Genomic DNA, 14526 nt, shown 5'->3' with positions numbered 1-14526 from the left:
GCCCAGCCCTGGTTTGTGCGACGGCGGCCACGGCTACACACGTGGCGCCCGCCGTAACGGGCAAGGGCCCACGGAGGGGCGATGCCGCAGCTGGAGCAGGAGAGACCCGAGGGGACGGCGGAGACCGCCGACAGTCCGCACCTCCGGCTGGGCAACAGAATGCTCACCTACCTCACCACCACCGATCACAAGGTGATCGGAAACATGTATCTGGTGACCGCTTTCTGCTTCTTCCTGTTCGCCGGGCTGATGGCGATGGTGATGCGGGCGGAGCTGGCCCGGCCGGGGCTGCAGATGGTCAGCGCCACCCAGTACAACCAGCTGGTCACCATGCACGGCACCGTCATGATGCTGCTGTTCGCCACGCCCATGTTCGCCGGATTCGCCAATGCCGTGATGCCCCTGCAGATCGGCTCCCCGGACGTGGCCTTCCCCCGCCTCAACGCGATGACCTTCTGGCTGTTCCTCCTCGGCGGCCTGATCGTCGTCTCCGGATTCGTCGTGCCCGGCGGGGCCGCGTCCTTCGGTTGGTTCGCCTACGCCCCGCTCAACAGCGCCGTCTTCTCACCCGGTGCCGGCGGCGACCTGTGGGCGATGGGCCTGGTGGTCGCGGGCCTGAGCACCACCTTGGGCTCGGTGAACTTCATCGCCACCATCGTCTGCCTGCGCGCGCCCGGCCTCACGATGTTCCGCATGCCGGTCTTCACCTGGAACATCCTCTTCACCTCGATCCTGGCGCTGCTCGCCTTCCCGGTGCTGACCGCGGCCCTGCTGGCCCTGGAGGCGGACCGGAAGTTCGGGGCGCACGTCTTCGACGCGGCCAACGGCGGCGCGGTGCTGTGGCAGCACATGTTCTGGTTCTTCGGCCACCCCGAGGTCTACATCGTCGCCCTGCCGTTCTTCGGCGTGATCACCGAGATCATCCCGGTCTTCAGCCGCAAGCCGCTCTTCGGCTACGCCGGAATGGTCGGCGCGACCATCGCCATCACCATGCTCTCGGCCAGCGTGTGGGCGCACCACATGTTCGCCACCGGCGCCGTCCTGCTGCCGTTCTTCTCGCTGCTGTCCTTCCTGATCGCCGTCCCCACGGGAGTGAAGTTCTTCAACTGGATCGGCACCATGTGGCGCGGCAGCATCTCCTTCGAGACCCCCATGCTCTGGGCGACCGGCTTCCTCGTCACCTTCCTGCTCGGCGGGCTCAGCGGCGTCCTCATCGCCTCCCCGCCGCTCGACTTCCACGTCACCGACACGTACTTCGTCGTCGCGCACCTGCATTACGTCCTCTTCGGCACGGTCGTCTTCGCCATGTTCGGCGGCTTCTACTTCTGGTGGCCCAAATGGACGGGGCGGATGCTCGACGAGCGCCTCGGCAGGATCCACTTCTTCACCCTCTTCGCCGGCTTCCAGATCACCTTCCTGGTGCAGCACTGGCTCGGTGAGGAGGGCATGCCCCGGCGCTACGCCGACTACCTGGCCGCCGACGGATTCACCCTCATGAACACCGTCTCCTCCATCGGGGCCTTCCTGCTCGGCATCTCGACCCTGCCGTTCCTCTACAACGTGTGGTACACCGCCCGCCACGCGCCGAAGGTGACCGTGGACGACCCCTGGGGCTTCGGCCGGTCCCTGGAGTGGGCCACCAGTTGCCCGCCGCCGCGCCACAACTTCCACGCCCTGCCGCGGGTACGCTCCGATTCCCCCGCCTTCGACCTGCACCACCCCGAAGTCCTGGAGCCGGCGCCGACGAGGAGCATCCCCAAGTGAAGACAGAGGCGGTCCTCTTCGCCGGCGTCGCCGGATTCTTCCTCGCCACCGGAGGCGTCTACGTCTGGCTCTCCGGCCGTGAGCCCGCGGGGACCGCGGCGCTGACGGTCTCCTTCGTCATGGCGGCGCTGATGGCGTTCTTCTTCACCATGAACTACCGCCGCCGGGGCGCCCGGCCGGAGGACCGGAAGAAGGCCGACATCGCCGAGCGGGCGGGCCCCCTGGACTTCTTCCCGCCGCGCAGCGCCTACCCGGCCCTGACCGCCCTGGGCGCCGCCCTCTCGGCCCTGGGCATCGTCTTCGGCCTGTGGCTGTTCATCATCGGCTTCGGCGTCCTGGCCGCGGGCGTGGGCGGCATGTCCTTCCAGTACGTTCAGCGCGACTAGGCAGGGTCCGGCGGCTCTTCGGCGGTTCGATTCCCCGGTCGTGGCCGAGGCCGTGCGCTCAGAGCGGTGAGAGCGGCGTTGAGGCCGAGGGAAACCGGCCCGACCGGCGGCAGGCCGGGTGCGACCCCGAGCGCCTTCGAGAGGGTCCACGACACCGCCAGGGCCGTCACGAGGACGGCGACGTAGAAGAGGAGGAACCGGCCCCCTTCCGTGCCCGCCCGCAGTGACCACAGCACGGTCAACGGGGGCGTGCAGAACAGCACGCAGCTGAAGAGCCACATCGCGTACAGCGTCAGTTTCGGGTCGAGGGCGGTGTCGCTGTCCAGTAACTGGGCCGGCCATGAGTCGAAGGTGCCGTAGACGAAGTGGAAGACGGCCATGTAGCCGGAGAAGGCGACCGCGAGCCACAGCAGCACCAGCCGTCCGCGGCTGCGGCGAGTCTGCGGCGCAGGCCTGTCCGGGGGCCTGGCCGGGCGGGCCGACCAGGCCAGGACTGCTACGGAAGCGTGCAGCGCCCATTCCGGCAGGGACAGGAGCCCGGATGTGCCGTCGCCCCCCAGCCCGGTCGCCACGTACGACACCGCCTGTGAGCCGTTCAGCAGCGCGACGCAGCCGAGTGCCGGCCTGGTGACGGCGGCCGGCCGGTGCCGCAGGAGCACCAGGACGACCGGGTAGCTCCAGGCGATCGCCGACATGCCGTGCCACATCATCCGCAGCCCCTGCTGAGCCTCCTCAGCGGCGTCGCCGGCCATCAGCGCGTCGACGGTCGGGGTGGCCTGCACGAACGTGTGCAGCACCGCGGTGACCGTCGCCACGGCCACGGCGGCCCACAAAGCCCACGGCCGTGCAATGGCCGCCGCCGCGGCGCCTCCGCGTACCGCGCGCGGCAGTTGGATTGCCGCGGGCCTTAAAGCTCTGACCTCCGGCGGAGTGGAGGCGGTGCGGATCGAGTTGCTGGCCAAGGCGCTCGGCGTCACCCGGGGCGGCTTCTACTGGCACTTCGCCGACCGGCAGGCCCTGCTGGAGGAGATGCTCGACGCCTGGGAAGGGGACGCGACCACGGCGGTGATCGAGAAGGCCGAGTCCGCCGGCGGTGACGCGCGGACCAGGCTGCGGCGGCTGTTCTCCGTCGCCGCTTCCGGCGACGGCCTGCTCACCGACATCTTCACCGACTTCGCGGTACGCGACTGGTCGCGGCGCGACCCGGCGGTGGCGGAACGGCTGCGACGCGTCGACAACCGGCGGATGGACTACCTGCGCGGGCTGTTCGGCGAATTCTGCGCCGATCCCGACGACGTCGAGGTCCGCTGCACGCTGTGCTTCACCGTGTGGATCGGCAACCGCCTCCTGGACGTCGACCACGGCGAACGCAGCCCGGCCGAGGTCATGACACTCGTCCAGAGCCGGCTGTTGCAGTAGGGGCGGCGCCCGTCCGGGCCCGCGGTGCGCCTACGAGCCCCGCTCGGCCGGCGCGTTCGGTCCGGCGGGCGGGGAGGGCTCGCCGGGCTCGAGCGGGGCGGCGGTGCGTTCCTCGATCGCCCGCCGCTGCTCGGGCGTCACCGGGATCTCCACGCGGTCGCGGTAGTACCACGAGCTCAGGGCCAGCCGCAGCCGCTGTCTGCGGGGCAGCTCCCCGGCGGGGGCCGCGAGCGGCCGCGGGATCTCACGCACCATCAGGTGGTAGCCGCGGGCGGCGGACAGTGGCACGTGGCCCTCGCCGAGCCCGCCCTGGACGTCCTGCTCGACGTTCCCGCTCTCGTGGCCCTCGGTCAGCAGCGTGCGGTCGTGGGCCTGCAGGGCGAGGCAGATCCGCCTGGTGGCCCAGAAGGCCAGCACCGGACCGGCGACCACCGCGATACGGAAGATCCAGGTCAGGGTGTTGACGGAGACCCGGAAGGAGAACGCGATCACGTCGTTCCCGCCGGCGGCCAGCAGCACGCTGTAGAAGACGATGCCGGCCACTCCGAGGGCGGTCCGGGCGGGCTGGTTGCGGGGCCGGTCGCTCAGGTGGTGCTCGCTGCGGTCGCCCGCCACCCACTTCTCGATGAAGGGGTACAGGTAGAGGCCCGTGAACAGCACGCCCGGCAGGATGACCGCAGGGATGAGCACGTTCCACATGAAGGTGTGCCCCCACAGCACGCTCTCCCACGGGGGCATGACGCGCAGAGCCCCTTCCAGGAACCCCACGTACCAGTCGGGCTGGGCGTCCGTCGCCACCTGGTCGGCGCGGTAGGGCCCGTAGGCCCACACGGGGTTGACCTGCGCGAGCGCGCCGAGCGCGGTCAGCAGGCCGAACAGCATCATGAACAGGCCCGAGGACTTGGTGGCGAACTGCGGGAACATGGGCGTCCCGACCGCGTTGCGGTTGGTCCGGCCGCGCTCCGCCCAGTGGGTGTGCTTGAGGTAGACCACCAGGAGCAGGTGCACGGTGATCAGGGCGATGAGCACGCCGGGCACGAAGAGCACGTGCACGACGTACAGCCGGGGCATGATCACATGCCCCGGGAACGGCCCGCGCCAGATGAACGAGCTCAGATATGTGCCCACGACCGGGATCGACAGCACGATGCTGTGGGCCGTCCGCATCCCGGTTCCGGACAGCAGGTCGTCGGGCAGCGAATAGCCGGCGAACCCTTCGAGGAGCGCGAGGACGAACAGTGTCAGCCCCACGATCCAGTTGATCTCCCGGGGCCTGCGGAAGGCGCCCGTGAAGAACACGCGCAGCATGTGCACGGCGATCGCGGCCACGAAGATCAGTGCGGCCCAGTGGTGGACCTGCCGCATGAGCAGCCCGCCGCGCACCTCGAAGCTCAGGTCGAGCGTCGAGAGGTAGGCCTGCGACATCCGCATCCCCCGCAGCGGCTCGTACGGCCCGTCGTACACGCTCTGTGTCATGCCCGGATCGAAGAAGAGCGTGAGGTAGGAGCCGGTGAGCACCAGGACGACGAAGCTGTAGAGGGCGAGTTCCCCCAGCAGGTACGACCAGTGGTCGGGGAACGCCTTGCGCAGCAGCGCCTTGGCCGCCTCGGCGGCCGGCAGCCGCCGGTCCAGCGCCACGAAGCCGGTCAGGGCCGCCTCCCGGACCTTCTCTTTCACCCGTCACGCTCCCTGTCGCCTCCGGCACCCGCTTCCGCGCGCGGGACCGCGGCTGATGGGTAACCGGCGCGCCCGGAGCTCAACCGCATGACCGCCGGGTGTCACCCGGAGCGCGCGGTGGGAGGGAGGGGCCGCGGAGGCCGCTACGCGGCGTTCTGGCGGGCCAGCGCCTTCTTGCGCCCCGTGTCGAGGACGGCCAGCACGCCGTACGCGAAGAGCGCCGCCGCGGTCGCCACGACGTAGCACCAGGGCGAGGGGAGATAGTTCGCCGCGCGCAGAACCGTGCCCCCGTCGTCACTGACGAGCCGGTAGACGATCGACATCGGGCCCTCCCAGACACCCACGATGAGCACCACGATGGACAGGAGCCTGTACCAGCCCTCGTTCATTCCGCCTCCTCCGGCCGGAGTTCCGTTTCGGTGATACGACTGTATCAATGAAAAGGGGGAGAATGTCGGGTTTCGTCACGCATTTAAGCAAGCGGTAGGCTGTATTCGTGCGTGACGAAAATCAGGATCGGTGCCGCGTCTGCGCCGCGCCGCTCGCCGTGGCCGTCCGGGGCCGCCCGCCCGTCTACTGCTCGCGGAGCTGCCAGGCCAAGGCGTACCGGCGGCGGGCCGGCGAGCGCGGCGGCCGCGCGGCGGCGGCCGCGGCCGGGGAGCCCCTCGCCGGCGGCGCGGGGCAGGGGCGGCGGCGTCAGATCGCCGAGGCCGTCTGGCGGATCGCGGCGGAGCGGGGCCTGGAGGCGGCCAGCATGCGCGAGGTCGCGGCCGAGGCCGGGGTCTCACTGCGCGTCGTCCAGTACCACTTCGGGAGCAAGCACGGCCTCCTCGTCTCGGCACTGCACCTGCTGCACGAGGAGAACGACCGGCGGGCCCGGGCGCGCATGGCCGCACTGCCCGACCCGGCGGATCTGCGGGCGGTGCTGGGAGCCGTCCTGAACGAGTTCCTGCCCCTGGACGAGCAGCGCCGCAGCGCCCTGCGCGTCTTCGTCGCGTACTACGTGCGCAGCCTGACCGACCCGGCGCTGGCCGAGGTCTTCCTGCACGCCTCCCAGCCCGTCGAGCAGCTCGTCGCCGGCCTGATCGCACAGGCGGGGGCGGCGCCCGGCACCGACCCGGGACGGGAGGCGGACCTGCTGGTGTCGGGGGTGACGGGGCTGGGCATGGACGTGCTCCACGGCCGGCGCACCCTCGCCGACGTCCGGACGACGCTGGACTACCACCTCGGCCGGATCCTGCCCGTGCACTGACGGCGCGGCAGGAGGGGGCGGACGCCGGGTCGCCCGGCGCCGCCCCCTCCCGTCATCTCACCGTCAGGAGGTCCGGCCGGGGAGCTCGGCCCGGACCGTGCGGGCCGCCGTGACCAGGTTCTCCAGGGAGGACCGGACCTCGGGCCAGCCGCGGGTCTTCAGACCGCAGTCGGGGTTGACCCACAGGCGCTCGGCGGGGATCGCCTCCAGGCCCTTGCGCAGCAGCGCCGCCGCCTCGTCCGCCCCCGGGACGCGCGGGGAGTGGATGTCGTAGACGCCCGGGCCGACCTCGCGCGGGTAGCCGGTGACGGCCAGCTCCGCGGCGACCTGCATGTGCGAGCGGGCCGCCTCCAGGCTGATGACGTCGGCGTCGAGGTCGTCGATGGCCTGGAGGACGTCGCCGAACTCCGCGTAGCACATGTGCGTGTGGATCTGGGTGTCCGGCCGGACGCCGCTGGTGGACAGGCGGAAGGACTCGGTCGCCCACGCGAGGTACCCGGCGTGGTCGGCGGCGCGCAGCGGCAGCGTCTCGCGCAGGGCGGGTTCGTCCACCTGGATCACCGACGTCCCGGCGGCCTCCAGGTCGTTCACCTCGTCGCGCAGGGCGAGGGCCACCTGGCGGGCGGTCTCGCCGAGCGGCTGGTCGTCGCGGACGAACGACCAGGCGAGCATGGTGACCGGGCCGGTCAGCATGCCCTTGACCGGGCGGCCCGCCACCGACTGGGCGAAGCGGGTCCAGCGCACGGTCATCGGCTCGGGGCGGGAGATGTCGCCGGCGAGGATCGGCGGGCGGACGTAGCGCGTGCCGTACGACTGGACCCAGCCGTGCTGCGTGGCCAGATAGCCCGTCAGCTGCTCGGCGAAGTACTGCACCATGTCGTTGCGCTCGGGCTCGCCGTGCACCAGGACGTCGATGCCGGCCTTCTCCTGGAAGGAGATGACCTCGCGGATCTCGGCCTCGATGCGCCGCTCGTACGCGGCCTCGTCGATCCGCCCGGCGCGCAGGTCGGCGCGGGCGGTGCGCAGCTCCGTCGTCTGCGGGAAGGAGCCGATGGTGGTGGTCGGCAGCAGCGGCAGGCCGAGGTGGGCGCGCTGTGCGGCCGCCCGCCGGGCGTACGGCTGCGAGCGGCGGCCGTCGGCGTCGGTGACGGCCGCGGCGCGGGCGCGCACGGCCGGGTCGCGGGTGATGGCCGAGCCGGAGCGGGAGGCCAGGTCGGCGCGGTTGGCGGCCAGTTCGGCCGCGATGGTGTCGGTGCCCTGCGCCAGGCCGCGGGCCAGGGTGACGACCTCGGCCGTCTTCTGGCGGGCGAAGGCGAGCCAGCGCACGATCTGCGGGTCGATCTCCCGCTCGGCCGCCGTGTCCAGCGGGACGTGCAGCAGGGAGCAGGAGGAGGAGACGTCGACGCGGTCGGCGAGGCCGAGGAGGGTGCCGAGGGTGGACAGGGACTTCTCGAAGTCGTTGATCCACACGTTGCGGCCGTTGACGACGCCGGCCAGGAGGCGCTTGCCGGGCAGTCCGCCTACGGCCGCGAGGTCGTCGAGGTTGGCGGCGGCGGGCCCGGTGAAGTCCAGGGCGAGGCCCTCGACGGGGGCCTTGGCGAGGACGGGCAGGGCCTCACCGAGCCGGTCGAAGTAGGAGGCGACGAGCAGCCGGGGCCGGTCCGTGAGGCCGCCCAGGTCGCGGTAGGCGCGGCCGGCGGCGTTCAGCTCGGCGGGGGAGCGGTCCTGGACCAGGGCGGGCTCGTCGAGCTGCACCCAGGCGGCCCCGGCGGCCCGCAGGTCGGCGAGCACCTCGGCGTACACCGGCAGCAGCCGGTCGAGGAGGGTGAGCGGTTCGAAGTCGGCGGCGACGCCGGGTGCGGCCTTGGCCAGCAGCAGGTAGGTGACGGGGCCGACGAGGACCGGACGGGGGGTCAGGCCGAGGGCCAGGGCTTCCTTCAGCTCGGCGACCTGCTTGGTGGAGTCCGCGGTGAAGACCGTATCGGGGCCGAGCTCGGGGACCAGGTAGTGGTAGTTGGTGTCGAACCACTTGGTCATCTCCAGCGGCGCCACGTCCTGGGTGCCGCGGGCCATGGCGAAGTAGCCGTCGAGGGAGTCGGCTTCGACGGCCGCGCGGTGCCGCGCGGGGATCGCGCCGACCATGACGCTGGTGTCCAGGACGTGGTCGTAGAGCGAGAAGTCACCCGTGGGCACTTCGTGAACGCCGGCATCGGCCAGCTGCTGCCAATTGGTGCGGCGCAGTGCGGCGGCGGTGTCCCGGAGGGCGCCCGCGGTGACGCGGCCCTTCCAGTACCCCTCGATCGCCTTCTTCAGTTCACGGTTGCGGCCCTGACGGGGATAGCCGTACACGGTGGCCTGGGCTGCCGCGGCTGCGGACTTGCTGGTCACGGAACTCTCCTTCGCGAGCGTGCGTGCGTCCATGACCCCGGGGGACGGGCGGAAGGCGCGAAGGAACGACGGAACCGGGCGGGTTGCCACCGGAGTGCGGTCGCGTGTGCGCCGCCGTCCGTGCCCGCCTGGTATGTGCGCCGACCCGCCCTCGAGGTCACCGGGATCTCCGTGCGCTCGGCAGCGCACGGGCAGTCGGCAGGTCTTCGGACTCGCGGGCACGCCATAGGGCACCTACTGGCCGTCGCTTCCCGGATCCGTGCGGATCCAGTGCGTATGACGGCGGTCGTTCCCGCTCACCGCTGCGGGGCAGTCCCGGATTCCCACCGGGTTCCCTCTTGCGACGCGCCTGCCTGGCGAGCAGGGCGAACCGGCTGCACCGTCACCATATGGTGCCGGACGGGCCCACGGACAGACCTGTTCGGATACCGGACTGTGGCATGGGACACGTAACGCGCGAACAGGCCTTCCTCAGGAGGCCGTTAGCGTGGCCAGGCGCAGGCGCAGCTCCATCTCGTGCTCGCCGGAGACGTGCCCGCGGTGCTCGACGGCGAAGGCCCGTTCGAGCTCCTCCTTGACCTGGCGGACGGGGTCCGCCGCGCCGAAGAGATCGGCGGTCACCGTGCCCGCCAGGGGTGTCCCCGCGGGCTGCACCGCGTCGCCGCCGGTGCGCGTCCGGGTGTCGACGCTCATGCACCAGATCATGGGGCCGGCGCCGGGGGCGCCGGGCCCGGTCTCGCCGCGCGGCGGCCCGGCCTCGGGGAAGACCGCCTCGAGGACGCCGAAGACGGCGCCCGCGTCCTGGTGGCCGCAGTCCGTCAGATGCACGCTGACGTGGTCCGCACTCTCCCGGGCATCCGTCACTGCTCCTCCTTCGCCGTCCTGGCCGTGTTCGGGGTCCGCCGCCGAGCGGAGAGGCCCTGCCTCGACCGTACGGCGCGCCCGGGTGCTCCGGCGCGGGCTGTGCGACCATCCGGGCCAGGTGCCCGGCTCCCGCACGAAGATGCAGCGTCCGATTCAACGGCCTCACCCGAACGGTGGAATGCGCCGAAAGTAATTGACTGATTACGCTTAGTGCATGAACCTGTGGAGTCCTGAGCCGCTGCCGTGGCGGCCCGCCGTGCGGGCCGTCGTCGCCGTGCTGGTCTCCGTCCTCCTGCTGTTCTCCGGAGGGAGCGGTACGGTCTACGCCCTGGGCCCCGCGGAGGAGAGCTCCGTCTCCGTGGAGTTCGCCGCCACCGACGACTGCGTCGCGGACACCCGTTCGCCCCGCTCCTCGGTATCGCCCTCCAGGCGCTCCTGCCTCCCGCCCTTCCGGGCGTCCGCCTCGCCGGCGGCCCCGTCCTGCCCGCTGTCGCCCCTGGCCGACCCCGAGGGCCCCGCGTCGTCCGCCGGCCCCGCGCGCAACGACGTCCTGCGCTGCTGAGAAGGCCCGCGCCGGCCCCTGCCCGTCCGGGGCAGGCGTACACGTGCGGCATTCCCTTCACACCGGCAGGCACGAGAGCAGAGAGACGTCATGCCCCTCGATCCCGCGCGTGTCCTGAGTGCGTATCTGCGCGCCCAGGTCTACCGCGCCCACGGCCCAGAACCCAAGCCCGCCTCCACCGACGGTGAGCACCCTCCGGGCACCACGAGCCCCCTGCGCGGTGCGGAACCCGCGTCCCCGGCCGGGGAGAAGCCTCCCGCCGGGCCCGGCGCGAGTGTCCCCGTCGCGGAGGCCGAGCCGGCCGCGCCCCGCGGAGCACCGCCCGCCCGGCCCGGCCTCTTCGCCCGTCTGCTGCTGTACGTGCGGCAGGAGTAGCAGGGCCCGCCCGGCGGGCCGCCCGCTCCCGGCCCCCGGGAGCGGACGGCCCGCGTGCTCCGCCTGCCGGCGCCGGACCCGTCCCCTTTCAGGTGAAGGGGCAGGCCCGGCCCGTCGGTGGCCTCCCGGCGCCGGGAAGGGGATGCCCGTCGACGCTGATGAGGGAGAACCCATGCCGACCGACGATGTCGCGCGATTCCTGGAGGCCCTGAGCCCGGCTCACCGCGAGGAGGTCGGCCGGCGGCCGCGCGAGCAGCAGGAGAAGCTGGCCGCCGCCTGGGAGAAGGAACTGCGGGAGGACACCGACCTCGACACGCTGAGCGAGCTGTCGCCGGCCGCCGCCGAGAGCGAGGCGGCCCGGCGGGTCGTCGAGGGCGGAGACGGCAGCGGGGCGTAGGCGTGCCGACCGCCGCGGTCCGTCCGGCGGTGCGGCTCAGCCCCTGGTCCGGCCCGTGTGGCCGGGTCCTCCGGACGCAGGCGGGCTAGTGCCGCGGCGTGTCCAGGACGTGCGGCAGTCCCCGGCGCCAGCGGCGGAGGTCCTCGCCCTTCAGGGCCGCGTACTCCGGCGCCTCGTAGCCGGCGAACGTCGGCACGTCCGCCGCACCCCCGGCCCCCGCCGCCGTGACCACTGCGCCGGCGGCGCGCCGTCCGGCCTCGTTCGCCGTCTCCATGGACGTGAAGTCGATGTTGCTGTAGGTGCGTACGTAGTCGGCCGCGAGGAAGAGGTTGCCGACCGCTGTCGTGGCGTCGGGACGCAGCTCCCAGGAGCCGGCGGTGTTGAGCAGGTACGGGTCGTCGTTGGTCAGCCCGCCGCGGCCGTCCTCGGCGATCGCCTCGTCGAGGTACCAGGTGTGCACCAGGTCGTCGGCCAGCCCCTTTCCGGCGGCGCCGCCGACGTGCTGCTGCATCTGCGCCCACACCTCGCGGGCCACTTCCGCCCGCGTGCACCGCCGGGCCGGCTTGCCGTGGACGACGCCCGGGGTGTCCCAGTCGGAGATCACCACCGACAGCGACTCCTGTGCCTCGCCGTCGCCCCACGTGCGGGCGAACGGGGCGCGCCAGAACCGCGACTGCGGGACCGATACCAGCTTCCACGGCGAGTCGACGTGGACGATGTGCCCCTTGAGCACGGGAGCCGGGCGGCGTAGGAAGTACTGGATGCCGTTGCACCACGTCTGCTGCAGGCCGTCCATCGCGGCCAGGCGCGGGTCGGCGGCGCGCAGGGCGCGGTCCCAGAGCGCGGACGCGCGGTCGGAGGGGACCGCGGCGACGAACCAGTCCGCCTCGATCCGGGCGGACGAGCCGTCGGGGGTGCGGGCGCGGGCCGCGGCGATCCGGCCGTCGCGCAGCTCCAGCGCCTCGACGGACCAGCCGAAGGCGAACCGGACGCCGAGGCCGCGCAGGTGGGCCGCCCACGGGTCGATCCACGCCTCGCTGGTGGGCCCGTCGAAGATGCGGTCGAAGGGCCCGTCGCTGCCCCGCTCCGCCAGGTCGTAGAGGATCGACTCCAGGCCCTGGCCGCAGGTGCGGGCGCTGGCGGTCGCCGGCCGGAGGGCCTGCAGGAGCTGCACCCCTCCGCCCAGGAGGCGCTGGTAGTCCTGGGACATGCGCCCGGCCTCGATGTAGTCCCACCAGCCCACGTGTTCCCACTGCCCGAACCGCCGTTCGTCGCAGCTGGTGAAGAGGATCACGGCCCGCCGGGCGAAGAAGGCCGCCTCCTGCGGCGGCAGGTGGAGGGTCAGCTCCAGGGCGCCGGCGACCGATTTCACCAGCAGCCCCAGGTCTCCCAGGGGTGGCTTCCGCGGCTGGAGGGGGACGGGGAGGTCGACCCGGCTGCCGGTGCGGGACAGCTCCATCCACTTCACCGTGGTCAGGTTGCCGAAGACGGAGCCGCCGCCCGGCCGCGGGATGCGGCGCAGCGTGTCGGGGAGGTTGTGGTAGAAGCCGAAGACCCCGCGGTGCCCGTGCTCGCCGGGCAGGTCCCGGCGGCCCCCGGTGCCGGTGTGCGGCACGTACAGCGAGCGGGCCTTGCCGCCGGGGACGGCGCGGCGTTCGTAGACGGTGACGTCGAAGCCGCGCTCGGCGAGTTCGTGGGCGGTGGTCATGCCGCCGACCCCGGCTCCCAGCACGGCCACGCGCCGCCCCGCCCGGCGCCCGGCCGGTGCGCGGCGCCCTGCGGGACGGGCCTCGGCGGCCGGTGCGAGCGCGGCGAGCGGACCCGCCGCCCCGGCGGCGGCCGCGGCGTAACGAAGGAGATCCCGGCGTGAAGCGTCGGCCATCTGCTGTCACCTTTCGCGTGCTGCACAGGTGGGAGAGGGAGGAGAGGGCGGTGCGGTGGTCCGGGACGACGGTAGGCGGCCGGTGCGGGGCGGGGGTGGTAACGGAGGGGAACTCCACCGATCGGGTCACGGCGGCGTCCGGCGTGGAGCGGCAGCCGGTGGTGGCTGATTTGCCGTGGGGACTGCGGGGTCGGCGTCGCCTAGCGTGTGGTGGGCACTGCGGCCCGCTCTTCGGGGAGGAGCTCGGATGGGAACGGCGAGACGCGGATCCGGCGCGGACGAGCGCGCCTACGACCGTGACAGGCTGCGGCGGTTCCTGTCGGGAGATGCGGTGGGGGAGGGGGTCTCCCGCCGGGGCGTGCTGCGCCTCCTGGGAGCGGTGAGCGCCTTTGGGGCCGTGGCTTCGCTCCCGGGAATCGCCGTCGCCGGGCCCGCTGCGGCTGCGGAGACGCCGGGCGCTCCGGGGATCGTCAAGCCGCTGCCCCCCGGACTGCTGACGGTCCGGGGCACGAACGCGGAGACGAACTGGGCGGCGCTGCGGGGCACGGGCTACCACACCCCGGTCGACCGGTTCTTCGTCCGCAACCACACGGCGACGCCCCTCCTGGACCCCGCCCGGTGGCGCCTTACGGTGTGGGGCGGCGGGCTGCGCGGCGGTGCGGTGGAGTTCTCGTACGCGGACCTGCGCGCGTTGCCCGCCGTGACCTCCAGCGTGTGCCTGGAGTGCGCAGGCAACGGCCGGAGCTACTTCACCACCCAGCAGGGCGACCCGGTCAGCGGTACCCCGTGGACGATGGGCGCCGTCGGAGCGGCACGCTGGCGGGGCGCGCGGCTGTCGGACGTCCTGCGCCTGGCGGGCCTCTCGCCGCGGGCGGTGGACGTGATGCCGCGCGGTCTGGACGCGGCGTTCGTCACCGAAGGGACCGACCACGGGCGGGTGCGCCGGCCGATGCCGGTGGAGAAGGCCCTGGACGACGTCCTGCTGGCGTACGAGATGAACGGCCGCCCGCTCATCCCCGACCACGGCAGTCCGGTGCGGCTGGTGGTGCCGTCCTGGGTGGGCATCGCGTCCGTGAAATGGGTCGGCGACATCGAAGTGTCCGACCGCCCGCTGTTCTCCCCGTGGAACACCGTCTTCTACCGGCTCTTCGGCCCCGCGCACCCGCCCGGCGGCAGCGCACCGCTGACCAGCCAGCCGGTCCGCAGCGCCTTCGAGCTCGCGCCCGGCGCGGTGTTCGCCGCGGGCCGCGCGCACCGGCTGACGGGGCGGTCGTGGTCGGGGCGGGGAGGGATACGCGGGGTGGAGGTGAGCACGGACGGCGGCGGTGCGTGGCGGCCGGCCCGGCTGCACGACGCCCCGCGCCCGGGCGGCTGGGTGCGCTGGAGCACGTCCTGGCACCCGTGCGCCACCGGCCCCGCCCACCTGCTGGCCCGGGCCACGGACTCGGCCGGCAACACTCAGCCCGCCCGCTCCGTCCCGAACGAGCAGGGCTACTTCTTCGACGCCGCGGTCCGCCACCCCGTCGAGGTCGTCTGACCCCGGCCGGGGCCGCCGTCCTG

Annotated in this window: 14 protein-coding genes and 1 riboswitch; of the genes, 8 read left to right on the top strand and 6 right to left on the bottom strand. The window is 72.8% G+C overall.

Annotation, left to right across the window (positions count from 1 at the left end; genetic code table 11):
- The first annotated feature begins 81 nt into the window (after nt 1-81).
- Both ctaD and ctaF read left to right on the top strand, forming a co-directional pair.
- Nucleotides 82-1764, top strand: coding sequence for an aa3-type cytochrome oxidase subunit I (gene ctaD / locus FGW37_RS02315; protein ID WP_179079510.1), 1683 nt, complete (start codon nt 82-84; stop codon nt 1762-1764).
- Nucleotides 1761-2150 carry an aa3-type cytochrome oxidase subunit IV gene (gene ctaF, locus FGW37_RS02310; protein WP_179079509.1) on the top strand — a complete coding sequence of 130 codons (390 nt, stop codon included), beginning with the start codon at nt 1761-1763 and terminating at the stop codon, nt 2148-2150. The genes ctaD and ctaF overlap by 4 nt, the downstream gene beginning before the upstream one ends.
- Here ctaF and FGW37_RS02305 read toward each other — a convergent pair.
- Nucleotides 2147-2971: a hypothetical protein gene (locus FGW37_RS02305; RefSeq protein WP_179079508.1), complete on the bottom strand. Its 825-nt coding sequence runs from the start codon at nt 2969-2971 to the stop codon at nt 2147-2149. The two genes, ctaF and FGW37_RS02305, sit on opposite strands and share 4 nt — an antisense overlap.
- A gap of 28 nt (nt 2972-2999) precedes the next feature.
- On the opposite strand from FGW37_RS02305, the gene FGW37_RS02300 reads away from it, so the two are divergent.
- On the top strand, nt 3000-3569 hold the full coding sequence (locus FGW37_RS02300; protein ID WP_179079507.1) for a TetR/AcrR family transcriptional regulator: 570 nt from the start codon (nt 3000-3002) through the stop codon (nt 3567-3569).
- 30 nt (nt 3570-3599) lie between these two features.
- Here FGW37_RS02300 and qcrB read toward each other — a convergent pair whose 3' ends face one another.
- A complete protein-coding gene (gene qcrB, locus FGW37_RS02295; RefSeq protein WP_179079506.1) occupies nt 3600-5246 on the bottom strand; it encodes a cytochrome bc1 complex cytochrome b subunit in 1647 nt (548 codons plus the stop codon).
- Between the two features lie 143 nt (nt 5247-5389).
- The gene (locus FGW37_RS02290) at nt 5390-5635 is read right to left on the bottom strand and encodes a hypothetical protein (RefSeq protein WP_179079505.1); all 246 of its coding nucleotides are present in this window, start codon (nt 5633-5635) and stop codon (nt 5390-5392) included.
- A 107-nt stretch (nt 5636-5742) separates the two neighbouring features.
- Between FGW37_RS02290 and FGW37_RS02285 the strand changes: the two genes are divergently transcribed.
- Nucleotides 5743-6498: a TetR/AcrR family transcriptional regulator gene (locus FGW37_RS02285; protein ID WP_218650562.1), complete on the top strand. Its 756-nt coding sequence runs from the start codon at nt 5743-5745 to the stop codon at nt 6496-6498.
- Nucleotides 6499-6561: 63 nt separating this feature from the next.
- Here FGW37_RS02285 and metE read toward each other — a convergent pair whose 3' ends face one another.
- The gene (metE, locus tag FGW37_RS02280) at nt 6562-8886 is read right to left on the bottom strand and encodes a 5-methyltetrahydropteroyltriglutamate--homocysteine S-methyltransferase (RefSeq protein WP_179079504.1); all 2325 of its coding nucleotides are present in this window, start codon (nt 8884-8886) and stop codon (nt 6562-6564) included.
- A 180-nt stretch (nt 8887-9066) separates the two neighbouring features.
- Nucleotides 9067-9277: riboswitch (cobalamin riboswitch) on the bottom strand.
- An 80-nt stretch (nt 9278-9357) separates the two neighbouring features.
- Nucleotides 9358-9750, bottom strand: coding sequence for a hypothetical protein (locus tag FGW37_RS02275; RefSeq protein WP_179079503.1), 393 nt, complete (start codon nt 9748-9750; stop codon nt 9358-9360).
- Between the two features lie 214 nt (nt 9751-9964).
- Here FGW37_RS02275 and FGW37_RS02270 point away from each other — a divergent pair, with 214 nt between their 5' ends.
- From FGW37_RS02270 to FGW37_RS02260, 3 genes are all read left to right on the top strand, one after another.
- Nucleotides 9965-10312, top strand: a complete 348-nt coding sequence (locus FGW37_RS02270) for a hypothetical protein (protein ID WP_179079502.1) — start codon at nt 9965-9967, stop codon at nt 10310-10312.
- A 90-nt stretch (nt 10313-10402) separates the two neighbouring features.
- Nucleotides 10403-10687 carry a hypothetical protein gene (locus tag FGW37_RS02265; protein WP_179079501.1) on the top strand — a complete coding sequence of 95 codons (285 nt, stop codon included), beginning with the start codon at nt 10403-10405 and terminating at the stop codon, nt 10685-10687.
- Nucleotides 10688-10859: 172 nt separating this feature from the next.
- A complete protein-coding gene (locus tag FGW37_RS02260; protein WP_179079500.1) occupies nt 10860-11084 on the top strand; it encodes a hypothetical protein in 225 nt (74 codons plus the stop codon).
- 85 nt (nt 11085-11169) lie between these two features.
- Here the strand turns inward: FGW37_RS02260 and FGW37_RS02255 are convergent, their stop codons facing one another.
- Nucleotides 11170-12966: a hydroxysqualene dehydroxylase gene (locus tag FGW37_RS02255; RefSeq protein ID WP_179079499.1), complete on the bottom strand. Its 1797-nt coding sequence runs from the start codon at nt 12964-12966 to the stop codon at nt 11170-11172.
- A 247-nt stretch (nt 12967-13213) separates the two neighbouring features.
- Here FGW37_RS02255 and FGW37_RS02250 point away from each other — a divergent pair, with 247 nt between their 5' ends.
- The gene (locus tag FGW37_RS02250; protein WP_179079498.1) at nt 13214-14503 is read left to right on the top strand and encodes a sulfite oxidase; all 1290 of its coding nucleotides are present in this window, start codon (nt 13214-13216) and stop codon (nt 14501-14503) included.
- Nucleotides 14504-14526 lie beyond the last annotated feature (23 nt).

Origin of the sequence: Streptomyces rectiverticillatus (assembly GCF_013394065.1) — a bacterium.
GTDB lineage: Bacteria > Actinomycetota > Actinomycetes > Streptomycetales > Streptomycetaceae > Streptomyces > Streptomyces rectiverticillatus.
The sequence above is the reverse complement of the archived record's forward strand: the minus strand, read 5'-3'. Positions and strand labels throughout refer to the sequence as shown.